General features: G+C 70.3%; 20 protein-coding genes. 12 read left to right on the forward strand and 8 right to left on the reverse strand.

What is annotated here, in order from left to right:
• Window positions 1-176: 176 nt before the first annotated feature.
• A complete protein-coding gene (locus ACWD02_RS14330; RefSeq protein ID WP_451209260.1) occupies window positions 177-1,073 on the reverse strand; it encodes an endonuclease/exonuclease/phosphatase family protein in 897 nt (298 codons plus the stop codon).
• A 219-nt stretch (window positions 1,074-1,292) separates the two neighbouring features.
• Here ACWD02_RS14330 and ACWD02_RS14335 point away from each other — a divergent pair, with 219 nt between their 5' ends.
• Both ACWD02_RS14335 and ACWD02_RS14340 read left to right on the forward strand, forming a co-directional pair.
• Window positions 1,293-2,585: a DUF6986 family protein gene (locus ACWD02_RS14335; protein WP_451209263.1), complete on the forward strand. Its 1,293-nt coding sequence runs from the start codon at window positions 1,293-1,295 to the stop codon at window positions 2,583-2,585.
• A gap of 75 nt (window positions 2,586-2,660) precedes the next feature.
• Window positions 2,661-4,355 carry a serine/threonine-protein kinase gene (locus ACWD02_RS14340; protein ID WP_451209266.1) on the forward strand — a complete coding sequence of 565 codons (1,695 nt, stop codon included), beginning with the start codon at window positions 2,661-2,663 and terminating at the stop codon, window positions 4,353-4,355.
• Between the two features lie 27 nt (window positions 4,356-4,382).
• Here the strand turns inward: ACWD02_RS14340 and ACWD02_RS14345 are convergent, their stop codons facing one another.
• Entirely contained in the window at window positions 4,383-5,429 is a 1,047-nt protein-coding gene (locus ACWD02_RS14345; protein WP_451209269.1) for a LacI family DNA-binding transcriptional regulator, read from the reverse strand.
• Window positions 5,430-5,603: 174 nt separating this feature from the next.
• On the opposite strand from ACWD02_RS14345, the gene ACWD02_RS14350 reads away from it, so the two are divergent.
• Window positions 5,604-6,569 carry an ROK family protein gene (locus ACWD02_RS14350; RefSeq protein ID WP_451209271.1) on the forward strand — a complete coding sequence of 322 codons (966 nt, stop codon included), beginning with the start codon at window positions 5,604-5,606 and terminating at the stop codon, window positions 6,567-6,569.
• Between the two features lie 154 nt (window positions 6,570-6,723).
• Here ACWD02_RS14350 and ACWD02_RS14355 read toward each other — a convergent pair whose 3' ends face one another.
• Entirely contained in the window at window positions 6,724-8,832 is a 2,109-nt protein-coding gene (locus tag ACWD02_RS14355; RefSeq protein ID WP_451209274.1) for an NPCBM/NEW2 domain-containing protein, read from the reverse strand.
• 210 nt (window positions 8,833-9,042) lie between these two features.
• Here ACWD02_RS14355 and ACWD02_RS14360 point away from each other — a divergent pair, with 210 nt between their 5' ends.
• The 4 genes from ACWD02_RS14360 to ACWD02_RS14375 all read left to right on the forward strand — a co-directional run bounded on the left by ACWD02_RS14360 (window position 9,043) and on the right by ACWD02_RS14375 (window position 12,526).
• Complete coding sequence (locus ACWD02_RS14360) at window positions 9,043-10,368, forward strand: ABC transporter substrate-binding protein (RefSeq protein WP_451209277.1); 1,326 nt, start codon at window positions 9,043-9,045, stop codon at window positions 10,366-10,368.
• A gap of 24 nt (window positions 10,369-10,392) precedes the next feature.
• On the forward strand, window positions 10,393-11,307 hold the full coding sequence (locus ACWD02_RS14365) for a carbohydrate ABC transporter permease (protein WP_451209280.1): 915 nt from the start codon (window positions 10,393-10,395) through the stop codon (window positions 11,305-11,307).
• On the forward strand, window positions 11,304-12,236 hold the full coding sequence (locus ACWD02_RS14370; RefSeq protein ID WP_451209283.1) for a carbohydrate ABC transporter permease: 933 nt from the start codon (window positions 11,304-11,306) through the stop codon (window positions 12,234-12,236). The genes ACWD02_RS14365 and ACWD02_RS14370 overlap by 4 nt, the downstream gene beginning before the upstream one ends.
• A 113-nt stretch (window positions 12,237-12,349) precedes the next feature.
• Window positions 12,350-12,526, forward strand: a complete 177-nt coding sequence (locus tag ACWD02_RS14375) for a hypothetical protein (protein ID WP_451209286.1) — start codon at window positions 12,350-12,352, stop codon at window positions 12,524-12,526.
• A gap of 162 nt (window positions 12,527-12,688) precedes the next feature.
• Here ACWD02_RS14375 and ACWD02_RS14380 read toward each other — a convergent pair whose 3' ends face one another.
• Window positions 12,689-13,087 (reverse strand): STAS domain-containing protein, encoded by a 399-nt coding sequence (locus ACWD02_RS14380; RefSeq protein ID WP_451209289.1) that lies wholly within the window; start codon window positions 13,085-13,087, stop codon window positions 12,689-12,691.
• Window positions 13,088-13,369: 282 nt separating this feature from the next.
• On the opposite strand from ACWD02_RS14380, the gene ACWD02_RS14385 reads away from it, so the two are divergent.
• Window positions 13,370-14,413 carry an NUDIX domain-containing protein gene (locus tag ACWD02_RS14385; protein WP_451209292.1) on the forward strand — a complete coding sequence of 348 codons (1,044 nt, stop codon included), beginning with the start codon at window positions 13,370-13,372 and terminating at the stop codon, window positions 14,411-14,413.
• Window positions 14,414-14,505: 92 nt separating this feature from the next.
• Here the strand turns inward: ACWD02_RS14385 and ACWD02_RS14390 are convergent, their stop codons facing one another.
• A complete protein-coding gene (locus ACWD02_RS14390) occupies window positions 14,506-15,867 on the reverse strand; it encodes a M20/M25/M40 family metallo-hydrolase (protein WP_451209295.1) in 1,362 nt (453 codons plus the stop codon).
• A 135-nt stretch (window positions 15,868-16,002) separates the two neighbouring features.
• On the opposite strand from ACWD02_RS14390, the gene ACWD02_RS14395 reads away from it, so the two are divergent.
• Window positions 16,003-17,205 (forward strand): geranylgeranyl reductase family protein, encoded by a 1,203-nt coding sequence (locus ACWD02_RS14395; RefSeq protein ID WP_451209299.1) that lies wholly within the window; start codon window positions 16,003-16,005, stop codon window positions 17,203-17,205.
• A gap of 27 nt (window positions 17,206-17,232) precedes the next feature.
• On the opposite strand, the gene ACWD02_RS14400 is transcribed toward ACWD02_RS14395, so the two are convergent.
• Complete coding sequence (locus ACWD02_RS14400; RefSeq protein ID WP_451209302.1) at window positions 17,233-17,724, reverse strand: nitroreductase family deazaflavin-dependent oxidoreductase; 492 nt, start codon at window positions 17,722-17,724, stop codon at window positions 17,233-17,235.
• A 174-nt stretch (window positions 17,725-17,898) separates the two neighbouring features.
• On the opposite strand from ACWD02_RS14400, the gene ACWD02_RS14405 reads away from it, so the two are divergent.
• Window positions 17,899-18,597, forward strand: coding sequence for a TetR/AcrR family transcriptional regulator (locus ACWD02_RS14405; protein ID WP_451209303.1), 699 nt, complete (start codon window positions 17,899-17,901; stop codon window positions 18,595-18,597).
• Window positions 18,598-18,619: 22 nt separating this feature from the next.
• On the opposite strand, the gene ACWD02_RS14410 is transcribed toward ACWD02_RS14405, so the two are convergent.
• Window positions 18,620-19,180, reverse strand: coding sequence for an AfsR/SARP family transcriptional regulator (locus ACWD02_RS14410; protein ID WP_451209305.1), 561 nt, complete (start codon window positions 19,178-19,180; stop codon window positions 18,620-18,622).
• Between ACWD02_RS14410 and ACWD02_RS14415 the strand changes: the two genes are divergently transcribed.
• Entirely contained in the window at window positions 19,179-20,435 is a 1,257-nt protein-coding gene (locus tag ACWD02_RS14415; protein ID WP_451209308.1) for a sensor histidine kinase, read from the forward strand. The genes ACWD02_RS14410 and ACWD02_RS14415 overlap by 2 nt on opposite strands.
• On the forward strand, window positions 20,432-21,097 hold the full coding sequence (locus ACWD02_RS14420; RefSeq protein ID WP_451209311.1) for a response regulator: 666 nt from the start codon (window positions 20,432-20,434) through the stop codon (window positions 21,095-21,097). The genes ACWD02_RS14415 and ACWD02_RS14420 overlap by 4 nt, the downstream gene beginning before the upstream one ends.
• Here the strand turns inward: ACWD02_RS14420 and ACWD02_RS14425 are convergent.
• The gene (locus ACWD02_RS14425) at window positions 21,058-21,333 is read right to left on the reverse strand and encodes a DUF6332 family protein (RefSeq protein WP_451209315.1); all 276 of its coding nucleotides are present in this window, start codon (window positions 21,331-21,333) and stop codon (window positions 21,058-21,060) included. The two genes, ACWD02_RS14420 and ACWD02_RS14425, sit on opposite strands and share 40 nt — an antisense overlap.
• Window positions 21,334-21,380 lie beyond the last annotated feature (47 nt).

Consider the following 21,380-nt stretch of genomic DNA (forward strand, 5'->3'; position numbering starts at 1 on the left):
CCGATCTTCGACCTGGTCGACTACGGCGTGGTCGGCGACCTCTTCGACGTCGTCCCCGCCCTCACCGAAGAGGTCAACACCCGCAAGGGCTGAGCTTCTTCAGGCAGTACAGGCAGCGCAAGAGGCAGTACGAGGCCTTCGCCACCGCACGCAGCGGTGGCGGAGGCCTCGCCGCGTCACAGCGTCAGTGAGGCCTGCACCGGCAGATGGTCGCTCGGGAACTGTCCGTTCTGCGAAAAGGTGTTGATGGCCGCCGAGTGGACCCGCACGTCGGGCGTCGCCAGGATCCAGTCGATCCGGTCGCCGCCCGGCACCAGGGGCCGGTAGCCGTGGAAGGTGGCGTACGCCTTGCTGCGCTCCTCCGCCGCGTCCCAGGTGTCGACGAGACCGGCGCCCAGCATCGTGTCGTAGACCGGATTCTTGTGTGCCGCGACATTGAAGTCGCCCGTGACCAGGAGCGGCAGGGACGGGTCGAGACGGGTGATCCGTTCGGTGATCAGACTCGCGGCACGCGCGCGTGCGTACTGGCTCGCGTTGTCGAGGTGGGTGTTGAGGACGTACAGCTCGGTGTCCGTGCGCAGGTCGTGGAAGCGGACCAGGGTGACCATGCGGATGGAGCCGCCGCCCCAGGTGTTCGACCCGATGACGTCCGGGGTGTCGGAGAGCCAGTAGTGGTCGTACTCGACCGGCGCGAGTCTGCGGGTGTCGTAGAAGACGCTCATGAACTCGTCCCGGCTGCCGCCCGCGCGGCCGGTGCCGATCCAGTCGTAGTGCTGGCCCAGATCCTCGGCGATGTCCCGTACCTGCTGGTAGAGGCCTTCCTGGGTGCCGATGACATGAGGGCGCGCGCGGCGAAGCAGTTCCCGGGTCACCGGGCGGCGGTCGGCCCAGGTGTTGGGCGGCGTGGTGCTCGCGTAGCGGAGGTTGAACGACATGACCTCCAGGCGGCGCCCCGAGCGTTCCACCGCGTGGGCGGGCGATGCGGCCAGCGCGGTGGTGAACAGGGGCACGGCCACCGCGGCGAGCGCGGTCTGCAGGCCGAGGCGGCGCGTTACTCGGGTGTCATTCGGCACGCGGTCTCCTTCAGTGGGTGGCGGTCAGGATGAGGTGCGGGCACGCGAGTGCGGAAGCAGGATCTGAGACATGGGTGAACGGACGAGGTCCGGCAGACGAGAGGGTGTTGACCAGCGGGAAGGTCGCCGGATAACTTCGCCATACGGATTGTTGATTCCGTGAAGCGGAAACATCGAGTGGGCCGAGTGAGTGGTCCCGATCGTGTGGAGGGTGCAGGAATGGGTCAGCAAGAGAAGGTGGCAACGAGCCTCGCGGGCGCGGTCAGCGAGGGCATCAGCGCTTCCCTCGCCCCGGTGGACGCGGAGCTCGAGCGCCGCTACCCCGGCGACCCGGGCACCCGCCAGCCGGTCCACACCGTGTACGTCCCCGGTGAGCTCTTCAACGCCGACACCATCCGTACGTGGGGTGACCAGGCACTGAAGGCCCTCGACGAGCACGCCCCGGACGCCGCGTCCTTCGCGTCCGTCCTCGGTCTCTCGGACGACCTCGCCGCGCCGGTGTACGACCGCGTGCGCGCCAAGCTGGAGCGCGAGCCGATCGAAGACCTGCGCATCGACTTCGAGGACGGCTACAAGGGCGCGGACGAGGACCAGGACGCCGCCCGCGCGGCCCGGCTGATCTCCGAGGCGTACAAGAACGGCACCGCGGCCCCGTACATGGGCATCCGCATGAAGTGCTTCGAGGAGAACGTGCGCGACCGCGCCATCCGCACCCTCGACATCTTCCTGTCGGGCCTCATGGAGGCGGGCGGCCTGCCCGACGGCCTCGTCCTGACCCTGCCCAAGGTCACGTACCCCGAGCAGGTCACCGCGATGGTGCGTCTCCTGGAGGAGTTCGAGAAGGTGCGCGGCCTGGAGCCGGGCCGGATCGGCTTCGAGATCCAGATCGAGACCAGCCAGTCCATCCTCGCCGCTGACGGCACCGCCACCGTGGCCCGCATGATCGGCGCCGCCGAGGGCCGCGCCACCGGTCTGCACTACGGCACCTTCGACTACAGCGCCTGCCTCGGTGTCAGCGCCGCCTACCAGACCAGCGACCACCCGGCCGCCGACCACGCCAAGGCGATCATGCAGGTCGCCGCGGCCGGTACCGGCGTGCGCGTCTCGGACGGCTCCACCAACGTCCTGCCCATCGGCAGCACCGAGAAGGTGCACGACGCCTGGCGGCTGCACTACGGCCTCACGCGCCGCGCCCTGGCCCGCGCCTACTACCAGGGCTGGGACATGCACCCCGGCCACATCCCCACGCGCTACGCCGCCGTGTTCGCCTTCTACCGCGAGGGCTTCGAGCAGGCCGCCGCGCGCCTGTCCGCGTACGCCGCCCACCGCGAGGGCGGCGACGTGGCGGACGAGCCGGCGTCGGCCAAGGCGCTCGCCGGATACCTGCTGCGCGGCCTGGACTGCGGCGCCCTCGACGTCGGCGAGGTCACCCGGCTCACCGGCCTGACGCTGGCCCGCCTGCAGCACTTCTCGGGCCCGCGCCGCGGGGACCTCACGCCGCACGGCAAGTAACTCCCGGCACGTGCTGTCACCCCTGCCCCGTAGTCTGTGAGCCACGCACAGTGGTGTCACAGGAACGGGGCAGCGGTGACTTCGGGGGATCAGGAACAGACCGGCGGTGTGGGCCGCCTGCTCGCCGGGCGCTATCGCGTGACCGCGCAGCTCGGCTGCGGCGGCATGGGCGTCGTGTGGCGCGCCGTCGACGAGGTGCTCGGCCGCGAGGTCGCCGTCAAGGAACTGCGCACGTACACGGACGCGGCCGGGCCCGAACTGGCCGACCTGCGCGTACGGATGCAACGCGAGGCCCGCGCGGCCGCCCGGGTGCGCCACCCCGGAGTGGTCGCCGTGCACGACGTGGCGGAGGTCGACGGACGGCCCCTGATCGTCATGGAGCTGGTCGAAGGGCCTTCTCTGGACGACGTGCTGCGTGAGCGCGGCACCCTCGACGCCCGCGAGGCGGCGGCCATCGGCGCCAAGGTCATGGAGGCGCTCGCCGCCGCCCACCGCGCCGGAGTCCTGCACCGCGACGTCAAGCCCGGCAACATCCTCCTGGAGACCGGTGGCCGCGTCGTCCTGACCGACTTCGGCATCGCCACGATGGACGACCCGGGCGACGGCTCCGCCACCCACCTCACGCGCAGCGGCGAACTCGTCGGCTCCCTGGACTACTTGGCGCCCGAGCGCGCCCAGGGCCAGGACCCGGGCCCCGCATCCGACGTCTGGGCCCTGGGCGCCACCCTGTACGCGGCGGTCGAAGGCGCATCGCCGTTCCGCCGTACGTCGACGTGGTCCACGCTCACCGCGATCGTCACCGACCCGCTTCCCGAGCCGCAGAGGGCCGGGCCCCTGATCCCCGTGCTGCGACAGCTGATGCACAAGGACCCGCGGGTACGCCCGGACGCGGAGCAGGCGGCCCTGATCCTCGCCGACGCGGCCGACGGCGCCGTCACGGCCCCGCCGCGCGAGCCCGCGTCCCGGCCGAGGGAGGCCACCGAGCGCAGCATCCCCAGCGGCCCACCGCCGGGCTTCGGACCGCCGCCCGCCGTCGGGGCGGTGCCCTCCGGGGCCGTGCCGCCGCCCGCCGTCGCGCCCCCTGAGCGTCGCCCGCGCCGCGGCCGGGCGCTGCTCGCCGCGGTGGCCGTGGTCGTCGTCCTCGCGGCGACCGGCGTCACCGTCGCCCTCCTCAACGGCCAGGAGGACGGCGGAAGCCGGGCCGGGCGATCCGCCGCCTCCGGGGAAGTGGCCGAGCCCGCAGACGACAGCAGCCGGGGCGCGCTGGAGGGCACGGAGGCCCCCAAGCCCTCGAAGCAGGGCGACGAGAAGTCCCGCAAGCCGGAGGCGAAGCCCTCCGCGGGCAAGGACGACGACCCCAAGTCCACCGACAGACCGGCGACCCGCCCCAAGCCCACCACCGAGCCCACCGGCGACGGCGGCACGACAGGCGGTGGTTCCGACGGCTCCGGCGGCACCACGGGCGGCGGTGACGATCCGGCCCCCGAAGCCGCGTGCCACGCCGCGGGCGGCGGCAAGTACGACTGCTCGGTCTGGCGTACGGCGACGTCGTACACCGCGTCGGGCGCCGAGGCGGGTGTCCTGAACGCGGGCACGAACTATTTCTACTGCCAGCAGAACCTGGGCCGCCGCGAGACGCACGGCGAGTGGACGAACGTCTGGTGGGCCAGGACGGACGACGACAGCGGCAACAGGGACGTCTTCATCAGCGACGTCTACATCAAGGGCGGCGACAACGACAAGCCGCTGCCCGGCCTCCCCGTCTGCTGACCGCGCCCGCACCCCGGTCGCCGGCCGTCAGCCCGCGGGCGGCAGTTCGCCCGACCCGCGCTGGATGAGCCGCGTCGGGAGTTCGATGCGCTCCGGGGCGTCGGACGCGCCGTCCAGCTGACGGAACAGGCGCTCCGCGGCGGTCCTGCCCAGCTGCGCGGCGTCCTGGGCGACGACGGTCACGCCGGGCTGCAGCAGGTCCGCGAGCTCGATGTCGTCGAAGCCGACGAGGGCCACGGGACGGGTGAGCCCGGCGAGGACGCGCACGACGGTCACCGTCACACGGTTGTTGCCCGCGAAGATCGCCGTGACGGGGTCGGAGCCGCCCAGCATCGTTCTGGTGGCCTGCTCGACGCGGTCCGGGGCGGTGGGGCCGAGCGACATCCACTCGTCCTCGATGTCGATGCCCGCGTCCTCCATGGCGGCGCGGTAGCCGCGCAGGCGCTCTATGGCGGTGTGGATGCGCGGCTGGTCGCCGATGAAGCCGATGCGGCGGTGGCCGTGGGCGATGAGGTGGGCGACGCCGTCGCGGGCGCCGCCGAAGCTGTCGGAGAGCACGACATCGGCGTCGATCTTCCCCGCGGGCCGGTCGACGAAGACGGTCGCGACACCGGCGGCGATCTCCGGCTCCAGGTAGCGGTGGTCGTCACCGGCCGGAATGACGACGAGGCCGTCGACCCGGCGCGCGCACAGCGCGAGCACCAACTCCTGTTCGCGGTCCGGGTCTTCGGCGCTCGAACCGTTGATGAGGAGCGCGCCGTGGGCACGGGCCACTTCCTCCACGGCGCGGCTGAGCGGGCCGTAGAAGGGGTCGGCGAGGTCTTCGAGCACGAGGCCGATGCTGGCCGTGCGGCCCTTGCGCAGGACGCGCGCGCTGTCGTTGCGCCGGAAGCCGAGGGCGTCGATGGCCTCCTGGACGCGGCGTTCGGTGTCCGGGGTGACCCCCGGCTCGCCGTTCACGACGCGGGAAACCGTCTTGAGGCCGACTCCGGCGCGGGCGGCGACGTCCTTCATGGTCGGACGGTTGCCGTAGCGGGGTTCGGGTCGCTCGGGTCGGCTGGCGGTCTCGGCCACGGTGCGCTGTCCTGTCGTCGACGAAGGTGAGCTGAAGTGGTGCTTAAGTGATGTGGCGTCGAGCATAGAACCTGGACAACGTTGTCAGATGCAAGAGAGACTGTCCATCACATTCTCCGGCCTGCCCTTTCACCAGGAGAGCGGCCTGCCCTTTCACCAGGAGATCTGACACTGATGCACACGGACCTCGTCGCCGCAGTCGACATCGGCGGCACCAAGATCGCCGGCGCCCTGGTGGACGGGCGCGGCCGGATCCTGCTGCGCGCCCAGCGGCCCACGCCCGCGCGCGAGGACGGCGACACCGTGATGCGGGCGGTCGAAGAGGTCATCGGCGAGCTCACGCGTTCCCCGATGTGGGGCAGGGCGCGCGCGGTGGGCATCGGCAGCGCGGGGCCCGTGGACGCGTCGGCGGGGACGGTCAGTCCCGTGAACGTCCCCGGGTGGCGCGGCTACCCGCTGGTCGAGCGGGTGCGCGCGGCCACCGGTGGCCTTCCGGTCGAGCTGGTCGGGGACGGCGTCGCGATGACGGCGGCCGAGCACTGGCAGGGCGCGGCCCGCGGGCACGACAACGCGCTGTGTCTGGTGGTGTCCACGGGCGTGGGGGGCGGACTGATCCTCGGGGGCAAGCTGCACCCTGGCCCCACCGGGAACGCGGGGCACATCGGTCACATCAGCGTCGACCTGGACGGTGACCCCTGCCCGTGCGGGGCGCGCGGGTGCGTGGAACGGCTGGCCAGTGGACCCAACATCGCCCGGCGTGCGCTGGAGGGCGGCTGGCGGCCGGGGCCCGACGGCGACACGTCCGCCGCCGCGGTGGCCCTCGCCGCGCGCACCGGGGACCCGGTCGCCGTCGCGTCCTTCGAGCGGGCGGCGCAGGCGCTGGCCGCGGGCATCGCCGCGACGGCGACGCTCGTCGAGATCGACATCGCGGTCATCGGGGGCGGGGTGGGCAAGGCGGGAGATGTGCTCTTCGACCCGCTGCGGCGCTCCCTGAAGGACTACGCCACGCTCTCGTTCGTACGCCAACTGACCGTGGCCCCGGCCTTGATGGGCACGGACGCCGGTCTTGTGGGGGCCGCGGCCGCCGCGCTCAGCCAGGAGGAAAGGAGCGCGGACCTGCGGCCCGCGGTGGGCAGCTGACCGTTCCGGGATCGACAAGGCGCCTTTCGTGTCCACGGGCCGGGTCCGTGACCGCGAGCAAGGCTGGGCGCCACCGGCCGATGTCATGACTGCGGGCCGGGCTGAAGTGCCGTAACCCGGCCCGCAGTTGACGTCCCGTCGCCCGGTCGACGGCTCAGCAGCTGAGAACCGGGTCCGCCCAGTCGGCGTGATCGGAGTCCCTGCCGTCGCCGCCGTCCGTGACGACGAGGCGTACGACCTGGGCGCCGGTCACATCGGCCGAAATCCTCTGTGCGGCATCGGCGTTGGTGAGGACACCGGTGGACGCGGCCCTCTTTCCGTCCGCCCAGATCTCGAAGGTCACCGATCCCTTCGGGTCCTTCTCGTCGTCCACGCCCACCTGCGCGGTGAACCTCTCGCAGGACGCTCCGGTGTAGTACTCGACGGCGCTGTCGGCGTGCACCCCGAGCCCCTTGGTGTGGACGGCCCCGCCGATGGTGAGCGGATTGCCGTCGCCCGCCTCGCTCTCGCCGTTGCTGGTGTCCTTCTCGACCGGGCCCCATCCGTTGACCGTCGACATCCACGGAAGGTCGCTGACCGCCGAGTCGCCCGCGGGCGGCGCCACGACGACATGCGCCGTCAGCGGCAGCTCACTGTCGGCGCGGGTGCCCGCGGGGGAGCGGTAGGTCGTCCTGAGCGTGAGGTCGTACGCTCCCGGGGCCGCGCCCCGCGGTGCGGTCACCGACCATGACGTGCTCAGCGTCTTGTCCGTACGCAGGGAGCTCGCGGTCGAGGGTGATGCGGCCTCGATCCGCCAGCCGGAGGGGCCGGTGAAGGCGGTGGACACCTTCCGCGCGGGGGTGCGGCCGAGGTTGGTGACCTTCGACGTCAGCGTCGCGGTCCTGCCGGCTTCGACCAACGGGTCACCGCCCAGGCCGAGTTCGACCGCGGGCGGGTTCTTGGCCCACTTGCCGTCCGCCGCGACGCGCAGCAGTACGGTGCCGTGCGCGGGGACGGTCGCCGCGATCTTGCCCGCCGTGTTGTAGCTCTTGTGCTTCCACAGGTCCCGCAGCGTGTACGCGTCGGCGTCCGGGAGCCCTATGGCCTTCGCCGACGTGGCGATCGACTGGGCGGTGCCCGTCTCGTTGAAGAGCGCCACAACCCGGCTGCCGTCCTTCATCTCCTTGGCGACCACCCAGCGGCCGTTCTCCGAGGACAGGACCTCGCCCTGCTTGCCCAGCGGGTCCTGGTCGACGGCGATGACTTCCTTGTTGCCGATGATCTCGAAGGTCTCGGGTGTGGCCTTGCGCAGGTCGGAGCCGATGAGCAGGGGCGAGGCCATGATGGACCACATCGAGAAGTGCGTGCGGTACTCGGTGTCCGTCATGCCGCCGTTGCCGACTTCGAGCATGTCCGGGTCGTTCCAGCGGCCCGGGCCCGCGTGCTCGGCGAGCGGCAGGTTCTGCTTCATGATCGACAGCATCGACGACCAGTTGTCGCTGATGTCGCCGGTGGTGCGCCACAGGTGACCGACGTCGGCGGCCCACTCCCAGGGCTTGTTCTCGCCCCACTCGCAGATGCTGTAGACGATGGGGCGGCCGGTGGCCTTCAGCGCGTCGCGCATCGCGACGTACCGCTTCTTGGCGTCGACGCCTTGGTTGTTGCAGTTGTCGTACTTGAGGTAGTCCACGCCCCAGTCGGCGAACTGCCGCGCGTCGCTGACCTCATGGCCGAGCGCGCCCGGGAAGCCGATGTCGCTGCAGGTCTTGGTGCCCGCGCTGGTGTAGATGCCGAGCTTGAGTCCCTTGGCGTGCACGTAGTCGGCAACTGCCTTGATCCCGTTGGGAAATCGCTTGGGGTCTGGTACCAGCTTGCCGTTCGCGTCCCGCTCGGGAAGCGCCCAGCAGTCGTCGAGGTTGACGTACTGGTAGCCGGCGTCCTTGAGGCCCTTCTCGACGAAGATGTCCGCGATCCCCTTGACCATCGACTCGTCGAACTCGGCCCTGCAGTGCGTGGAGTTCCAGTTGTTGAAGCCCATGGGAGGGGTGAGGGCGAGAGAGCCGGGGAGCTTTGCCCCGGCGGTGCCGGGAAGTTCCGCGCCGACGGCGGAGGGCCTTGCGGCCGCACTCCGGTCGCCCGTGTCACTCGCGCCGCCCGCGCCGCTCATGTCGCGTGCCGCCGCCGGTGCCGCGAGGCCCGCGGCACACAGCAGTGCGGCGGCCAGGCATCCGACGACTCTTCGACGCGTGGTGCGGGATGAGACGCGGCGTGTGAGTTGACGCATCGTTACATTCCTCCGTACTCGCAGAAGTTGGGGGCTGCATGTACGTGTCAGAGGTGCGCGCTTACGGTAGGCCTTGTTGGACTCTGTTGGAAGAGGAGCCGTAACGGTTCGAGCACCCGGACGCCGAAACCCTTGACTGCGGTGGCGCTTGGGAGTGGGATCGCAACCCTTGCGTTCGGTTGTGTTCGTTTGCACCCCGAGGAGGGGGACATGGCACAGTCATCGTTCATGGGTCCTGCCACGCCTCGCAGCATGTCAGGACATCGGATCTCCCGGCGGAATGTCCTGCGTGGTGCCGCTGCCGGAGCCGGCGCGGTCACCCTTCCGGCCCTGCTCACGGCGTGTGGTGACGGCCCCGGCGGCAACAAGGACGAAGTCTCGATGGGGTCCAATTCCTCGGACGCGGTGCCCAAGAAGGCGTTCGCCACCGCCTTTGACGCCTATGAGAAGAAGTCGGGGAAGACCGTCAAGGTCAACACGACAGAGCACAACGAGTTCCAGCAGAACATCACGCGCTATCTGCAGGGGACCCCGGACGACGTCTTCATGTGGTTCGCCGGATACCGCATGCAGTACTTCGCCGAGAAGGGACTGCTGACCGAGATCAGCGATGTCTGGAAGGGATTCAAGGGCTTCTCGGGCGCGCTGCGGGAGCAGTCCACACACGAGGGCAAGCAGTACTTCGTGCCGTATTACTACTACCCATGGGCCGTCTTCCACCGAAAGAGCCTCTTCGAGAAGCAGGGCTACGAACAGGCCAGGACGTGGGACCAGTTCATCGCGCTGGCGAAGAAGACGAGCAAGGACGGCATACCGGTCGCCTTCTGCGACAAGGACGGGTGGCCCGCCATGGGCACCTTCGACTACATCAACATGCGCCTCAACGGATACGAGTTCCACAAGAACCTGATGGCCGGCGAGGAAGCCTGGACCGACCCGAAGGTGAAGAAGGTCTTCGACCTGTGGCGTGAACTCATGCCGTACTACCAAAAGGGAGCGCTCGGCCGTACCTGGGAAGAGGCGGGCCAGGGGCTCCAGCAGCGCAAGACCTCCATGGCCGTCTTCGGAATGCCGCACCCCGGCCAGCAGTTCCCGGCGGACGAGCGCGACGACATCGACTTCTTCGCCTTCCCCGAGATCGACCCGGCGCACGGTCAGGACGCCGTGGAGGCGCCGATCGACGGATTCCTGGTGGCGAAGAAGTCGAAGAACGTCGACGGCGCCAAGGAACTCCTGAAGTGGCTCGGGACGCCGAAGGCCGAAGACATCTACCTGGCCGGTGACCCCAACAACGTCGCGGTCAATGACGGCGCCGACACCAGCAAGTACAGCCCGCTGCAGAAGAAGTCGGCCGAACTCGTCTCCGGGGCCAGGCAGATCTCGCAGTTCCTCGACCGGGACACCCGGCCCGACTTCGCACAGACCGTCATGATCAAGGCGCTGCAGGACTTCATCGACGATCCCAAGGACGTCGACGGTCTGGTCAACAGCATCGAGCGCCAGAAGAAAGACATCTTCTCCTCCGACGTCAGCTGAGCAGCGAGAGAGGGATCGCGCCCCGTGCCGCAGAAAACCGCGCGGCGCGCCGGACGGCGGGGACCACGGCGTTTCACACGCCGTGACATCGCCGTGCTCGGCGTGCTTCTGGGAATCCCCGTCCTCCTCGACATCTTCATCATCTGGGGTCCGACCCTGGCCTCCGTCGGTCTGTCCTTCACGTCCTGGGACGGCATCGGCGACGTCCGGTGGGTGGGCGGAAAGAACTACGAGAACCTGGTCGACAACTACCCGGCGTTCTGGCCCGCCGTCCGCCACAACCTGCTGTGGATCGCCTTCCTCGGCCTGGTGGCCACGCCGTTCGGGCTGCTTCTCGCCGTCGTCATCGACCGTGGGGTCCGCTTCAGCCGCTTCTACCAGTCCGTGCTCTACATGCCGGTGGTGCTCTCGCTCGCCGTGGTCGGCTTCATGGCCCAGCTGATCCTCGGCACCGACCAGGGCGTGGTCAACGCCATTCTCGCCAACCAGAACGATCCGATCGACTGGCTCGGGAACAGCGACATCAACATCTGGATGATGATGCTGGCCGCGAGCTGGCGGCACACCGGCTACGTCATGATCCTCTACCTGGCCGGGCTGAAATCCGTGGACCCCGCCCTGAAAGAGGCCGCGCAGATCGACGGCGCGAACGCCCGCCAGACATTCTTCCGCGTCGTCTTTCCGGCCCTGCGCCCGGTGAACGTCATCGTCGGCGTCATCACCGTCATCGAGGCACTGCGCGCCTTCGACATCGTCTACGCGGTCAACAAGGGCCGCAACGGACTGGAACTGCTGTCCGTCCTCATCACCGACAACATCATCGGCGAGGCGAGCCGCATCGGATTCGGCTCCGCCATCGCGGTCGTACTACTGACCGTCTCGGTCGGATTCATCGTGACGTTCCTGGTCCAAGAGCTGCGAGGTGCGCGCGACCGATGACCGCCGACATCCACACCATGCCGCTCGACGGGAATTCCCCGCCCCTTGCGGAAAAGCCCGCCCGCCACGGCCGCGCCCGCCGACCCGGACGTTTCGGGGTGCACATCTTCCTGATGGCGGTGACCCTCGGATTCCTCGCGCCCCTCCTCCTCGCCGTCTACGCCTCCTTGCGTCCGTACGAGGAGACCGCGGAACACGGCTATTTCTCGTTCCCCAAGAGCCTGTCGTTCGACTACTACCGCCAGGCCTACAGCGATTCCGGCATGGGCAAGTACTTCACCAACACGCTGCTCATAGCCGTGCCCGCGGTCCTGATCACGCTCTTCCTGGCGGCGTTCGTGGCATTCGCCGTGTCCCGCCTGAGGATCCGCGGCGGAATGATCCTCCTGATGCTCTTCACGGCGGGAAACCTGCTGCCGCCCCAGGTACTGGTGACCCCCCTGTACGTCCTCTTCCTCAAGATCCCCCTCCCTTGGTGGATGTCCGACTCGCTGACCCTGTACGACTCGTACTGGGCGATCATCATCGTCAATGTGGGTTTCCAGGTCGGGTTCTGTGTCTTCGTGCTCTCGAATTTCATGCGGACGCTGCCGCAGGAAATACTGGAGGCGGCGATCGTGGACGGCGCGGGCGTGTGGACGCAGTTCTGGCGCATCACTCTTCCCCTGTGCCGCCCGGCGCTGGCAGCGCTGGGCACACTGGAATTCACCTGGATCTACAACGACTTCCTCTGGGCGCTCATCTTCATCTCCAACCCCGACAAGCTCCCGATCACGTCTTCCCTGAACAACCTGAGGGGCCAGTTCTTCACGGACTACAACCTCCTGGCGGCGGGCTCGGTCCTGGTGGCGCTCCCCACGGTCCTGGTCTTCCTGCTCCTGCAGCGGCACTTCATCGCGGGGCTGACGCTGGGGTCCGGCAAGGGGTGAGCCGTCCGCATGACCCGGTCCGTGTCATGGGCTGTCATGTCCCGCTCGGACCAGCGGGATTGAGAGTGTCGGGGCGTGGCCACCGACAACACTCAGCAGACGGAGCGCTCCGCATGAAAGCCCCGAAGCACGCCCGCGACATTCCCGGCCTGTGCTGGGACGAGAGGCCCGGTGATGTCCTGCACTGCACCCTCGGGCAGGACCATGCGGGCGACCACTTCCACGCCTACACCCGGACCAGGTGGCCCAACCGTGCCCGCGCGACCCGGCCCGCGGCGAAGCCACGGTGAGTGGGCCGTTCACACGGGGTGTGAACGGAATGCATATATGCACCGTGCGCGCCTACTCCCGGCAACGGCGTCCGCGAGGCACGCTCTTGGTGCTGCCCGGACCCCGCAGCACCCCTGAGCCCGTCCGGCGGCCGCGGAGAGCCCGCGGCCTCTGGTGCGGGCTCACTTCTGCCGCAGTGCCTCTTCCAGCGTGGGGACCGGCGCCAGCATGGGAGTGAGGCCCGTGAGCCGCAGGACGCGGAGCGTCAGGGAGTCGGTGCAGACCACGGCGAGGCGGGCGTTTCTCTCCTGCGTGCGGCGGCGCGCACGCACCAGCAGCCCGAGTCCGGAGCAGTCGAAGAACGTGGTGTGGGTGAGGTCGATGACCACGGTGGTCGCCGTGCCGCCGGTGATGGGGTCGAGGAGCGGGACGATCTGCTGGTAGGCCAACAGGTCGATCTCACCGTGCAGTTCGACGACGACCGCGCCGTTGTGGCCGTACACGCGGGGCTGGTGATCGGAGTCCTCGAAGGCGAATTCGTTCAATGCATCGAGTTGCACGTGTCCCCCAGTTTCGAGCATCGGCCGGTTCCTCGCGTGAGCGGGGTGCATCGGAAGAGCCGGATTCAGGAGGTCACCAGGGGCTGGGGCGCCTGGCGGATCACGCTAGTGGGGGAGCGCCTGCCCCGCAGTGAGGGAACGATTCATGCAGGGCGACTGCCACTCGATGGGGTGAAGTGCATGAAAGTCGCTTGACAGTTTAGAGCGCCTTTCGGTCCAGGGAATGGCGGCCTCATCAGGGCCTGGTTTCCGTGGCAGGGTGTTGCGGGCAAGCCACAGGGGGCCAACAGAAGAGGGGGAACCGTGATCGTCTGGGTCAACGGCGCGTTCGGTGCGGGCAAGACCAGCGCCGCACGGGAACTGATCGAGCTGATCCCGAACAGCACACTCTTCGACCCCGAGGTCATCGGCGGCGGCCTGCACGAACTGCTGCCCGCCAAGCGCCTCGCCGAGGTGAGCGACTACCAGGACCTGCCGCTCTGGCGGCGGCTCGTCGTGGACACGGCGGCAGCCCTGCTCGCCGAGGTCGGCGGCGTCCTCGTGGTGCCCATGACCTTGCTCCGGCAGGACTACCGCGACGAGATCTTCGGCGGCCTCGCCTCGCGCAGGATCGCCGTACGCCATGTCGTCCTGGCCCCGGATGAAACGATCCTGCGCGAGCGGATATCCGGACGCCCCGTGCCGGATGTGCCGGCGGGCGAGACCCGCGTGCGGCAGTGGTCGTTCGACCACATCGAGCCGTACCGCGCCGCGCTCGCGGGCTGGCTCGGCGCCGACGCCCACCGCATCGACACCGGCGCCCTCAGCCCCTGCGAGACCGCCGCGCGCATCGCCGACGCCGTACGCACCGGGGAGGCGGCCGTCTGCGAAATCGTGCAGACCCCGGAGCCCACCGCGGAAACGCTCGCGGCCGGCGTGCTGCTCTTCGACGAACGGGACCGGGTGCTGCTCGTCGACCCGACGTACAAGGCCGGCTGGGAATTCCCCGGCGGTGTCGTCGAACCGGGAGAGGCGCCCGCGCGCGCGGGCATGCGCGAGGTGGCCGAGGAGACCGGCATCCAACTCGCCGACGCCCCCCGGCTCCTCGTCGCCGACTGGGAGCCGCCGAGGCCGCCCGGCTACGGAGGCATGCGGTTCCTCTTCGACGGTGGGCACCTCGACAGCGCCGAGGCACGCCGGATGCTGCTGCCCGGCCCCGAACTGCGCGACTGCCGCTTCGTCACCGAGCAAGAGGCGGCCCGGCTGCTGCCCTCTGTGCGCTACGAACGGCTGCGCTGGGCCCTGCGCGCGCGGGAGCGCGGAGTCACCCTGTACCTGGAGGCGGGGGTCCCGGTCGGCCCCGAATGATCCACGGGTCAGCCCTCGGCGTACCTCTCGACGGCGACCCGCAGCGCAGCCGACGCCGGGATTTCCCCCTGCCCCGACCGTCGCCCGGTGGCTCAGCCGGCCGCCGCCGCGTACTTCCGCAGGAACAGTGCCTCGGCTACCGAGAGCCGCTCCAACTCCTGGGGCGACACACTCTCGTTGACCGCGTGGATCTGCGCCTCGGGCTCGCTCAGGCCGATCAGCAGGATCTCCGCGCGGGGGTACAGCGCGGCGAGGGTGTTGCACAGCGGGATCGAGCCGCCCTGCCCCGCGTACTGCATCTCCTCGCCCGGGTACGCCTCGCCCATCGCCTCCGCCATCGCCGCGTACGCCGGGCTCGTGGTGTCCGCGCGGAACGGCTGGCCCTGCCCGATCTGCTCGGTGGTCACCTGCGCACCCCAGGGAGTGTGCGTCTCCAGGTGGGCCTGAAGCAGCTTGGTGGCCTCGGCCGCGTCCACGCCCGGCGGCACCCGCAGGCTGATCAGGGCCCGCGCGCCGGCCTGCACGGACGGGGTCGCGCCGACCACCGGCGGGCAGTCGATGCCGAGCACCGTGACCGCGGGGCGCGCCCAGATGCGGTCGGCCACCGTGCCCTTGCCGACCAGGCGCACGCCGTCGAGGACCTTGGCGTCCTTGCGGAAGTCGTCCTCCTCGTACTGAAGCCCGTCCCACACCTCGTCGCCGGTGAGCCCGTCGACCGTCGTCGAGCCGTCCTCCGCACGCAGCGAGTCGAGGACCCGCACCAGCGCCGCGAGAGCGTCGGGAGCCGCGCCGCCGAACTGTCCCGAGTGCAGATTGCCCGCGAGGGTGTCGATGCGGACGCGCACGAGGGTCATGCCGCGGAGCGTGGCGGTCACCGTCGGCAGGCCGACACGGAAGTTGCCCGCGTCGCCGATGACGATGGTGTCGGCCGCGAGGAGGCCGGGGTGCTGCTCGGCATACCGCTCGAGGCCGCCCGTGCCCTGCTCCTCGGAACCCTCGGCGATCACCTTGACGGTCACCGGGATACCGCCGTTCGCCTTCAGGGCGCGCAGCGCGAGCAGGTGCATCAGGACGCCGCCCTTGCAGTCGGCGCTGCCGCGTCCGTACCAGCGGCCGTCGCGCTCCGTCAGCTCGAACGGCGGGCTGGTCCACGCCGCCTCGTCGAGCGGCGGCTGCACGTCGTAGTGCGCGTAGAGCAGCACGGTGGGAGCGCCCTCGGGGCCCGGCAGCAGGCCGTACACCGACTGGGTGCCGTCCGGGGTGTCGAGGAGGGCCACGTCCTGGAACCCCTCGGCGCGCAGCGCGTCCGCCACCCAGTTCGCGGCGGCCTCGCTCTCGCTCCTGGGGAACTGGTCGAAGTCCGCCACCGACTTGAAGGCCACCAGTTCGGTGAGCTCCGCCTTCGCCCTCGGCATGAGTGAGGCGATGGTCTCGGTGATCGGATCCGGCGACATGGGCACGCTCCTCGTGGGTGCGACGTTGTACGTACGTGGGTGTTGTGATCCTCCCACAGCAGGGTGCCCGAGGTGCCCGCCGTAGGATGCCTTGGAAAGCGCGGCCAACAGCTGGATCGGGAGCGGTAGACCAACGTGAGCAGCGAGAACTCAGCGGACGACGCGCAGTACGTATGGGACGTCGTCGTGGTGGGAGCAGGGCCCGCGGGGGCGTCGGCGGCCTATGCGGCAGCCGTCGCGGGACGCAGCGTCCTCATCCTGGAGAAAGCCGAACTGCCCCGGTACAAGACGTGTGGCGGCGGCATCATCGGCCCCTCGCGTGACTCGCTCCCGCCGGGGTTCGAGTTGCCCTTCAGGGACCGGGTGCACGCGGTGACGTTCTCCCTGGACGGCAAGTTCGCGCGTACGCGCCGCTCGAAGCAGATGCTCTTCGGGCTGATCAACCGCCCCGAGTTCGACCAGCAACTGGTCGAGCACGCGCAGAAGGCGGGCGCCGAGCTGCGTACGGGCGTCACCGTCGCGCGCGTGGAGCAGCACGGCTCCGTGGTGCCCGACCGGCGGACGGTCGCGGTGGTCCTGCAGGGCGGCGAGACGGTGCTGGCGCGCGCGGTCGTCGGGGCCGACGGCAGTGCGAGCCGCATAGGAGCACATGTCGGCGTGAAGCTGGACCAGGTGGACCTGGGCCTCGAGGCCGAGATCCCGGTGCCGCAGAGCGTCGCCGAGGACTGGGCGGGCCGCGTGCTCATCGACTGGGGTCCCATGCCGGGCAGTTACGGCTGGGTGTTCCCCAAGGGCGACACCCTCACCGTCGGTGTCATCTCCGCCCGCGGCGAAGGCTCGGCGACCAAGCGGTACTTGGAGGACTTCATCGCCCGCCTCGGGCTCGCGGGCTTCGAGCCGAGCATCTCCTCCGGCCATCTGACGCGCTGCCGCAGCGACGACTCGCCGCTCTCGCGCGGCCGGGTCCTGGTCTGCGGTGACGCGGCGGGGCTGCTCGAACCGTGGACCCGCGAAGGCATCTCCTTCGCGCTGCGCTCGGGGCGGCTCGCGGGGGAGTGGGCGGTGCGGATCGGTGAGGCGCACGACGCGGTCGACGCCCGCCGCCAGGCCCTGAACTACGCCTTCGCGATCAAGGCCGGCCTCGGTGTCGAGATGAGCGTGGGCAAGCGCATGCTCGCCGTCTTCGAGCGGCGTCCGGGCGCGCTGCACGCGGCGATCACCGGGTTCCGGCCCGCGTGGAACGCGTTCGCGAGGATCACCCGCGGTTCGACGACGCTCGGCGAGCTGGTGCGCAACCATCCGCTGGCGGGACGGGCGCTGAGCGCCTTCGACCGGTAGCCGGGGTGCGCCCGCGGGCGCACGGCCTCATTTGCTGACGGTGACGCGGAAGACGGGGTGGTCGGCCGCGGCCGCCTCGATCTCCGCGTCCGTGGACTTCGCGGTGACGCCCTTGAAGTACTGGTTGACCTCCCAGCCCCACTTCTCCAGGTAGCCGCGCAGCAGCGGCAGCTTCTGTGCGTCCGGGACCTCCTCGACCGTGAACGCGCGCACCTTGCGGCCCACGCGCAGCTCGCCCCCGCCCGCCGCGCGCATGTTGCGGACCCACTGCGAGTGGCCGCGCGCCGAGACCAGGTACTGGGCGCCTTCGTGCGTGAACGGGTTGACCGGGATGCGCTGCATCTGGCCGCTCTTGCGTCCCCGTACGGAGAGCTCGGCCGAGCCCATCAGGCTGATTCCGTGCCGCGCCAGCCAGCCGATCACGCTGTTCAGCCGCAGGGCGAGGGGGCTGCCCTTGAGGTAGTAGGGGGTGGGGGAGCCGGAGGAGGAAGCAGAGGAGGAAGCGGAGGACGAGGACATGGTGACCGCCAGGTTCGGGAGAGTTTCCGAGAGCACCGCTCTCGCTTAAGAGCAGTGTGCACGAGACGGGTGCTCCATTTCAAGAGCAGTGCTCTCTAATTTGTGCGGGCGTCACTCAGTAGTGCGCTGCTCACGTTTTGGTGCACTGCTCCGAACCCATGGCACACTGCCCGTATGAGCAGCGCCACCAGCGGGGCCAGGGCCCGCGCCCGAGTCGAAGTCACCGCCGCCATCAAGGACGAGGCCCGCAGACAGCTGGCGGCCGACGGGGCGGCCAAGCTCTCGCTGCGCGCCGTCGCCCGCGAGCTCGGCATGGTGTCCTCCGCCCTCTACCGCTACTTCCCCAGCCGCGACGAACTCCTGACCGCGCTCATCATCGACGCGTACGACTCACTCGGCTCCGCCGCCGAAGCGGCGCACGCCGAGGTAGCGACCGCCGAGCCCGTGCGGCGCTGGACGGTCGTGTGCGAAGCCGTGCGGACCTGGGCGCTCGCACATCCCCACGAGTACGCCCTCATCTACGGCTCTCCCGTCCCCGGGTACAGCGCGCCCGCCACCACGATCGAAGCCGCCGCCCGCGTCGGGCTGCTGCTCATCGGGATCGTGCGCGACGCCCACCAAGGGCGAGGTGTCGCCGTGCGGCCGCTGCCGGAAGGGCTGCGCACGGAAGGCGAGCGCATTGCCGCCGATCTCGCGCCCGACCTGCCGCCCGCGGTGATCGCGGCGATGGTGGCGGCGTGGGCCCAGCTGTTCGGGCTCGTCGGCTTCGAGGTGTTCGGGCAGTTCAACCGCGTCGTCGAGGACCGCGCGGAGTTCTTCTCGTACGCGGCGACGCAACTCGCCCACGGGGTCGGACTGCTGGAGCAGAAGTAGGCCCACAACGGCAGGTGCGCTCTCAGGCCGCCGTCACGGGGGCCTGAGAGCGTGTGGCGAGCAGCTCGGGGTCCTGGCGCAGCATCCGTTCGTGCAGGGAGCGCAGCGCGGGGCCCGGGTCCGCGCCCATGGCGTCCGCGATCCGGCGCCGTGCCGCTTCGAAGGCGAGCAGGGCGTCCGAGGAGCGGCTGGTGCGGTACAGGGCGTTCATCAGGAGCTCTACCGGGCGCTCGCGCAGGGGGTGGGCGGCCACCAGCCGGATGAGTTCGTGGACGTACTCGAAGGAGCGGCCGAGCTCGATCTCCCCGGCGATCCTGGCCTCCACGACGGTGAGCCGCTTCTCGCGCCACCGGAGCCGTTCGGCCGCCAGGCAGGGGGCGTTCAGGCCCTCGGCGAACTCGCCGCGCCACAACGCCTCCGCCCGGTCGACGAGTTCACCCGCGCGCCGCAGCTGCCCCGCCTCGCGGGCGGCGAGTGCGTCATCGATCAACTGCCGCCGCTCGCGTACTCCCGCGGGAGTACGCGTGATCACCGCGTCGGGCTGACGCCCGGCGGCCGCCTCTCGGTCTAGCGTTGCCGCCATGGACGAGCAGCGCGAACGCGGGTGCGCCGGTCCGCCCCTGTCCCGGGGCGGACCGGCGATGTGGCGGCAGGGTTCGCCCTGGTGGAACCGGCGGGACGACGCCGGGGGCGCCGCCAGGCTGCCGTGGCTGACGACGCTGGCGATCACCGTGTTCGTGCAGATCGGCTCGAAGTTCGCGGCGGAGGGCCAGCTCGACCGGCAGCCCCTCGATGTCTACGCCCGGCTGATCCTGCTCGCGGGCACGGCCTCGCTCCTGCTGCGTCACCGCCACCCGGTCCCGGTCGCGTACGTCACGGCCGGGACCGCACTGGTCTACCTGGGAGCCGGGTACGCGTACGGCCCCGTCCTGATCACCGTCGCCGTCGGCTGCTTCGCAGCCGTCGTCTCGGGGCACCGGCGCGCCGCGTGGGGCGCCGTCGGGATGCTGTGGGCGGGGCATCTGCTGGTCGCCCACTGGCTCTACCGGTGGCTGCCGCCCGACGGCGACAACGAACGGACCTGGGGCGAGGAGACCGTCGTCGCCGTCTGGGTCGTCGCCATCATCGCCGTGTCCGAACTGGCCCGCGTACGACGTGAGCAGTGGATGAAGGAGCGTGCGGAGCGCGCGCGGGCGGCCGAGCGGCGGGCCGACGAGGAGCGGCTGCGCATGGCCCGCGAGCTGCACGACGTCCTCGCGCACAGCATCTCCGTGATCAACGTCCAGGCGGGTGTCGGCCTCGCGTTGCTCGACTCCGATCCCGAGCAGGCCCGCACCGCCCTGATCACCATCAAGGCCGCGAGCAAGGAAGCCCTGGGGGAGGTCCGCCAGGTCCTCGACACCCTCCGTACGCCCGGTGACGCGCCACGCGCCCCGGCCCCCGGGCTCGACCGGTTGCCCGAACTCGTGGAGCAGGCGGCGAGTGCGGGGCTCACGGTCGACGTCGACACGCAAGGAAGCCGGCGGAAGCTGGCACCCGGCGTCGACCTCGCCGCCTTCCGCATCGTCCAGGAAGCCCTGACGAACGTCGTACGCCACTCCGGCTCACGGCACGCGCGCGTACTGGTGCGGTACGAGGCCGCGGCGCTCACCCTGCGGGTCGACGACGACGGCCCGGCCACCGGCGCCGACGCGGGCGGCAGCGGCAACGGACTCGCGGGAATGCGGGAGCGCGCCGCCGCCCTCAATGGCACGATCGACGCGGGCTCGCGCCCGGACGGGGGCTTCCGGGTCACCGCCGTACTGCCCATGCGCACGGCACCTCAGGAGGACCAGTGATCCGCGTACTGCTCGCCGACGACCAGTCGCTGGTGCGGGCCGGTTTCAAGGCGCTGCTCGACGCCCAGCGGGACATCGAGGTCGCGGGTGAGGCGGCGGACGGTGAGGAATCCGTGCGCATGGTGCGTGAACTGCGCCCCGACGTCGTCCTGATGGACATCCGCATGCCGCTGCTCGACGGTCTCGCCGCGACCCGGAAGATCACCGACGAGCCGGACCTGAACGACGTCAAGGTGGTCATGCTGACCACCTTCGAGCTGGACGAGTACGTCTTCGAGGCGATCCGCGCCGGGGCCTCGGGCTTCCTCGTGAAGGACACCGAGCCCGAGGAACTGCTGCGTGCCGTCCGCGCGGTGGTCCATGGCGACGCGCTGCTCTCGCCGGGTGTCACGCGCCGCCTGATCTCCGAGTTCGCGGCCCGCTCCAAGGAGCCCGCGGGCGCCGAGCCGCTGGGTGAACTCACCGAGCGGGAACGGGAGGTGATGGCCCTTGTCGGCATCGGCCTGTCGAACGAGGAGATCGCCCGCCGTCTCGTGGTCAGCCCGCTCACCGCGAAGACGCACGTCAGCCGCACCATGGTGAAGCTCGGCGCCCGCGACCGGGCCCAACTGGTCGTCCTGGCCTACGAGTCGGGCTTGGTGCGCCCCGGATGGCTCGGCTGACGCGGCGCGCGCCGGTGGCGTACGAGGATCGTCACCAGGACCGCGACGAAGACGACGATCCCCACGATCTTCCCGGCCAGGACCAGCGTGCCCTGGCCGGGGGACGTCACGCCGAAGAAGAACGCCGGTGATGCCACGGCCAGCATCGTGGCGCCGGCCAGGGACGTCGCGGCGAAGAGCGCGAAACCGATCTCCACGGTGTTCGCGTCGCGCTCGGCCTGTGTCCTTCGCCCCATCTTCGAAGTGTGCGGTGCGGGCTCCCGGCGGGCAAGCAACTGCGCGC

Source organism: Streptomyces sp. NPDC002853, from assembly GCF_053591915.1.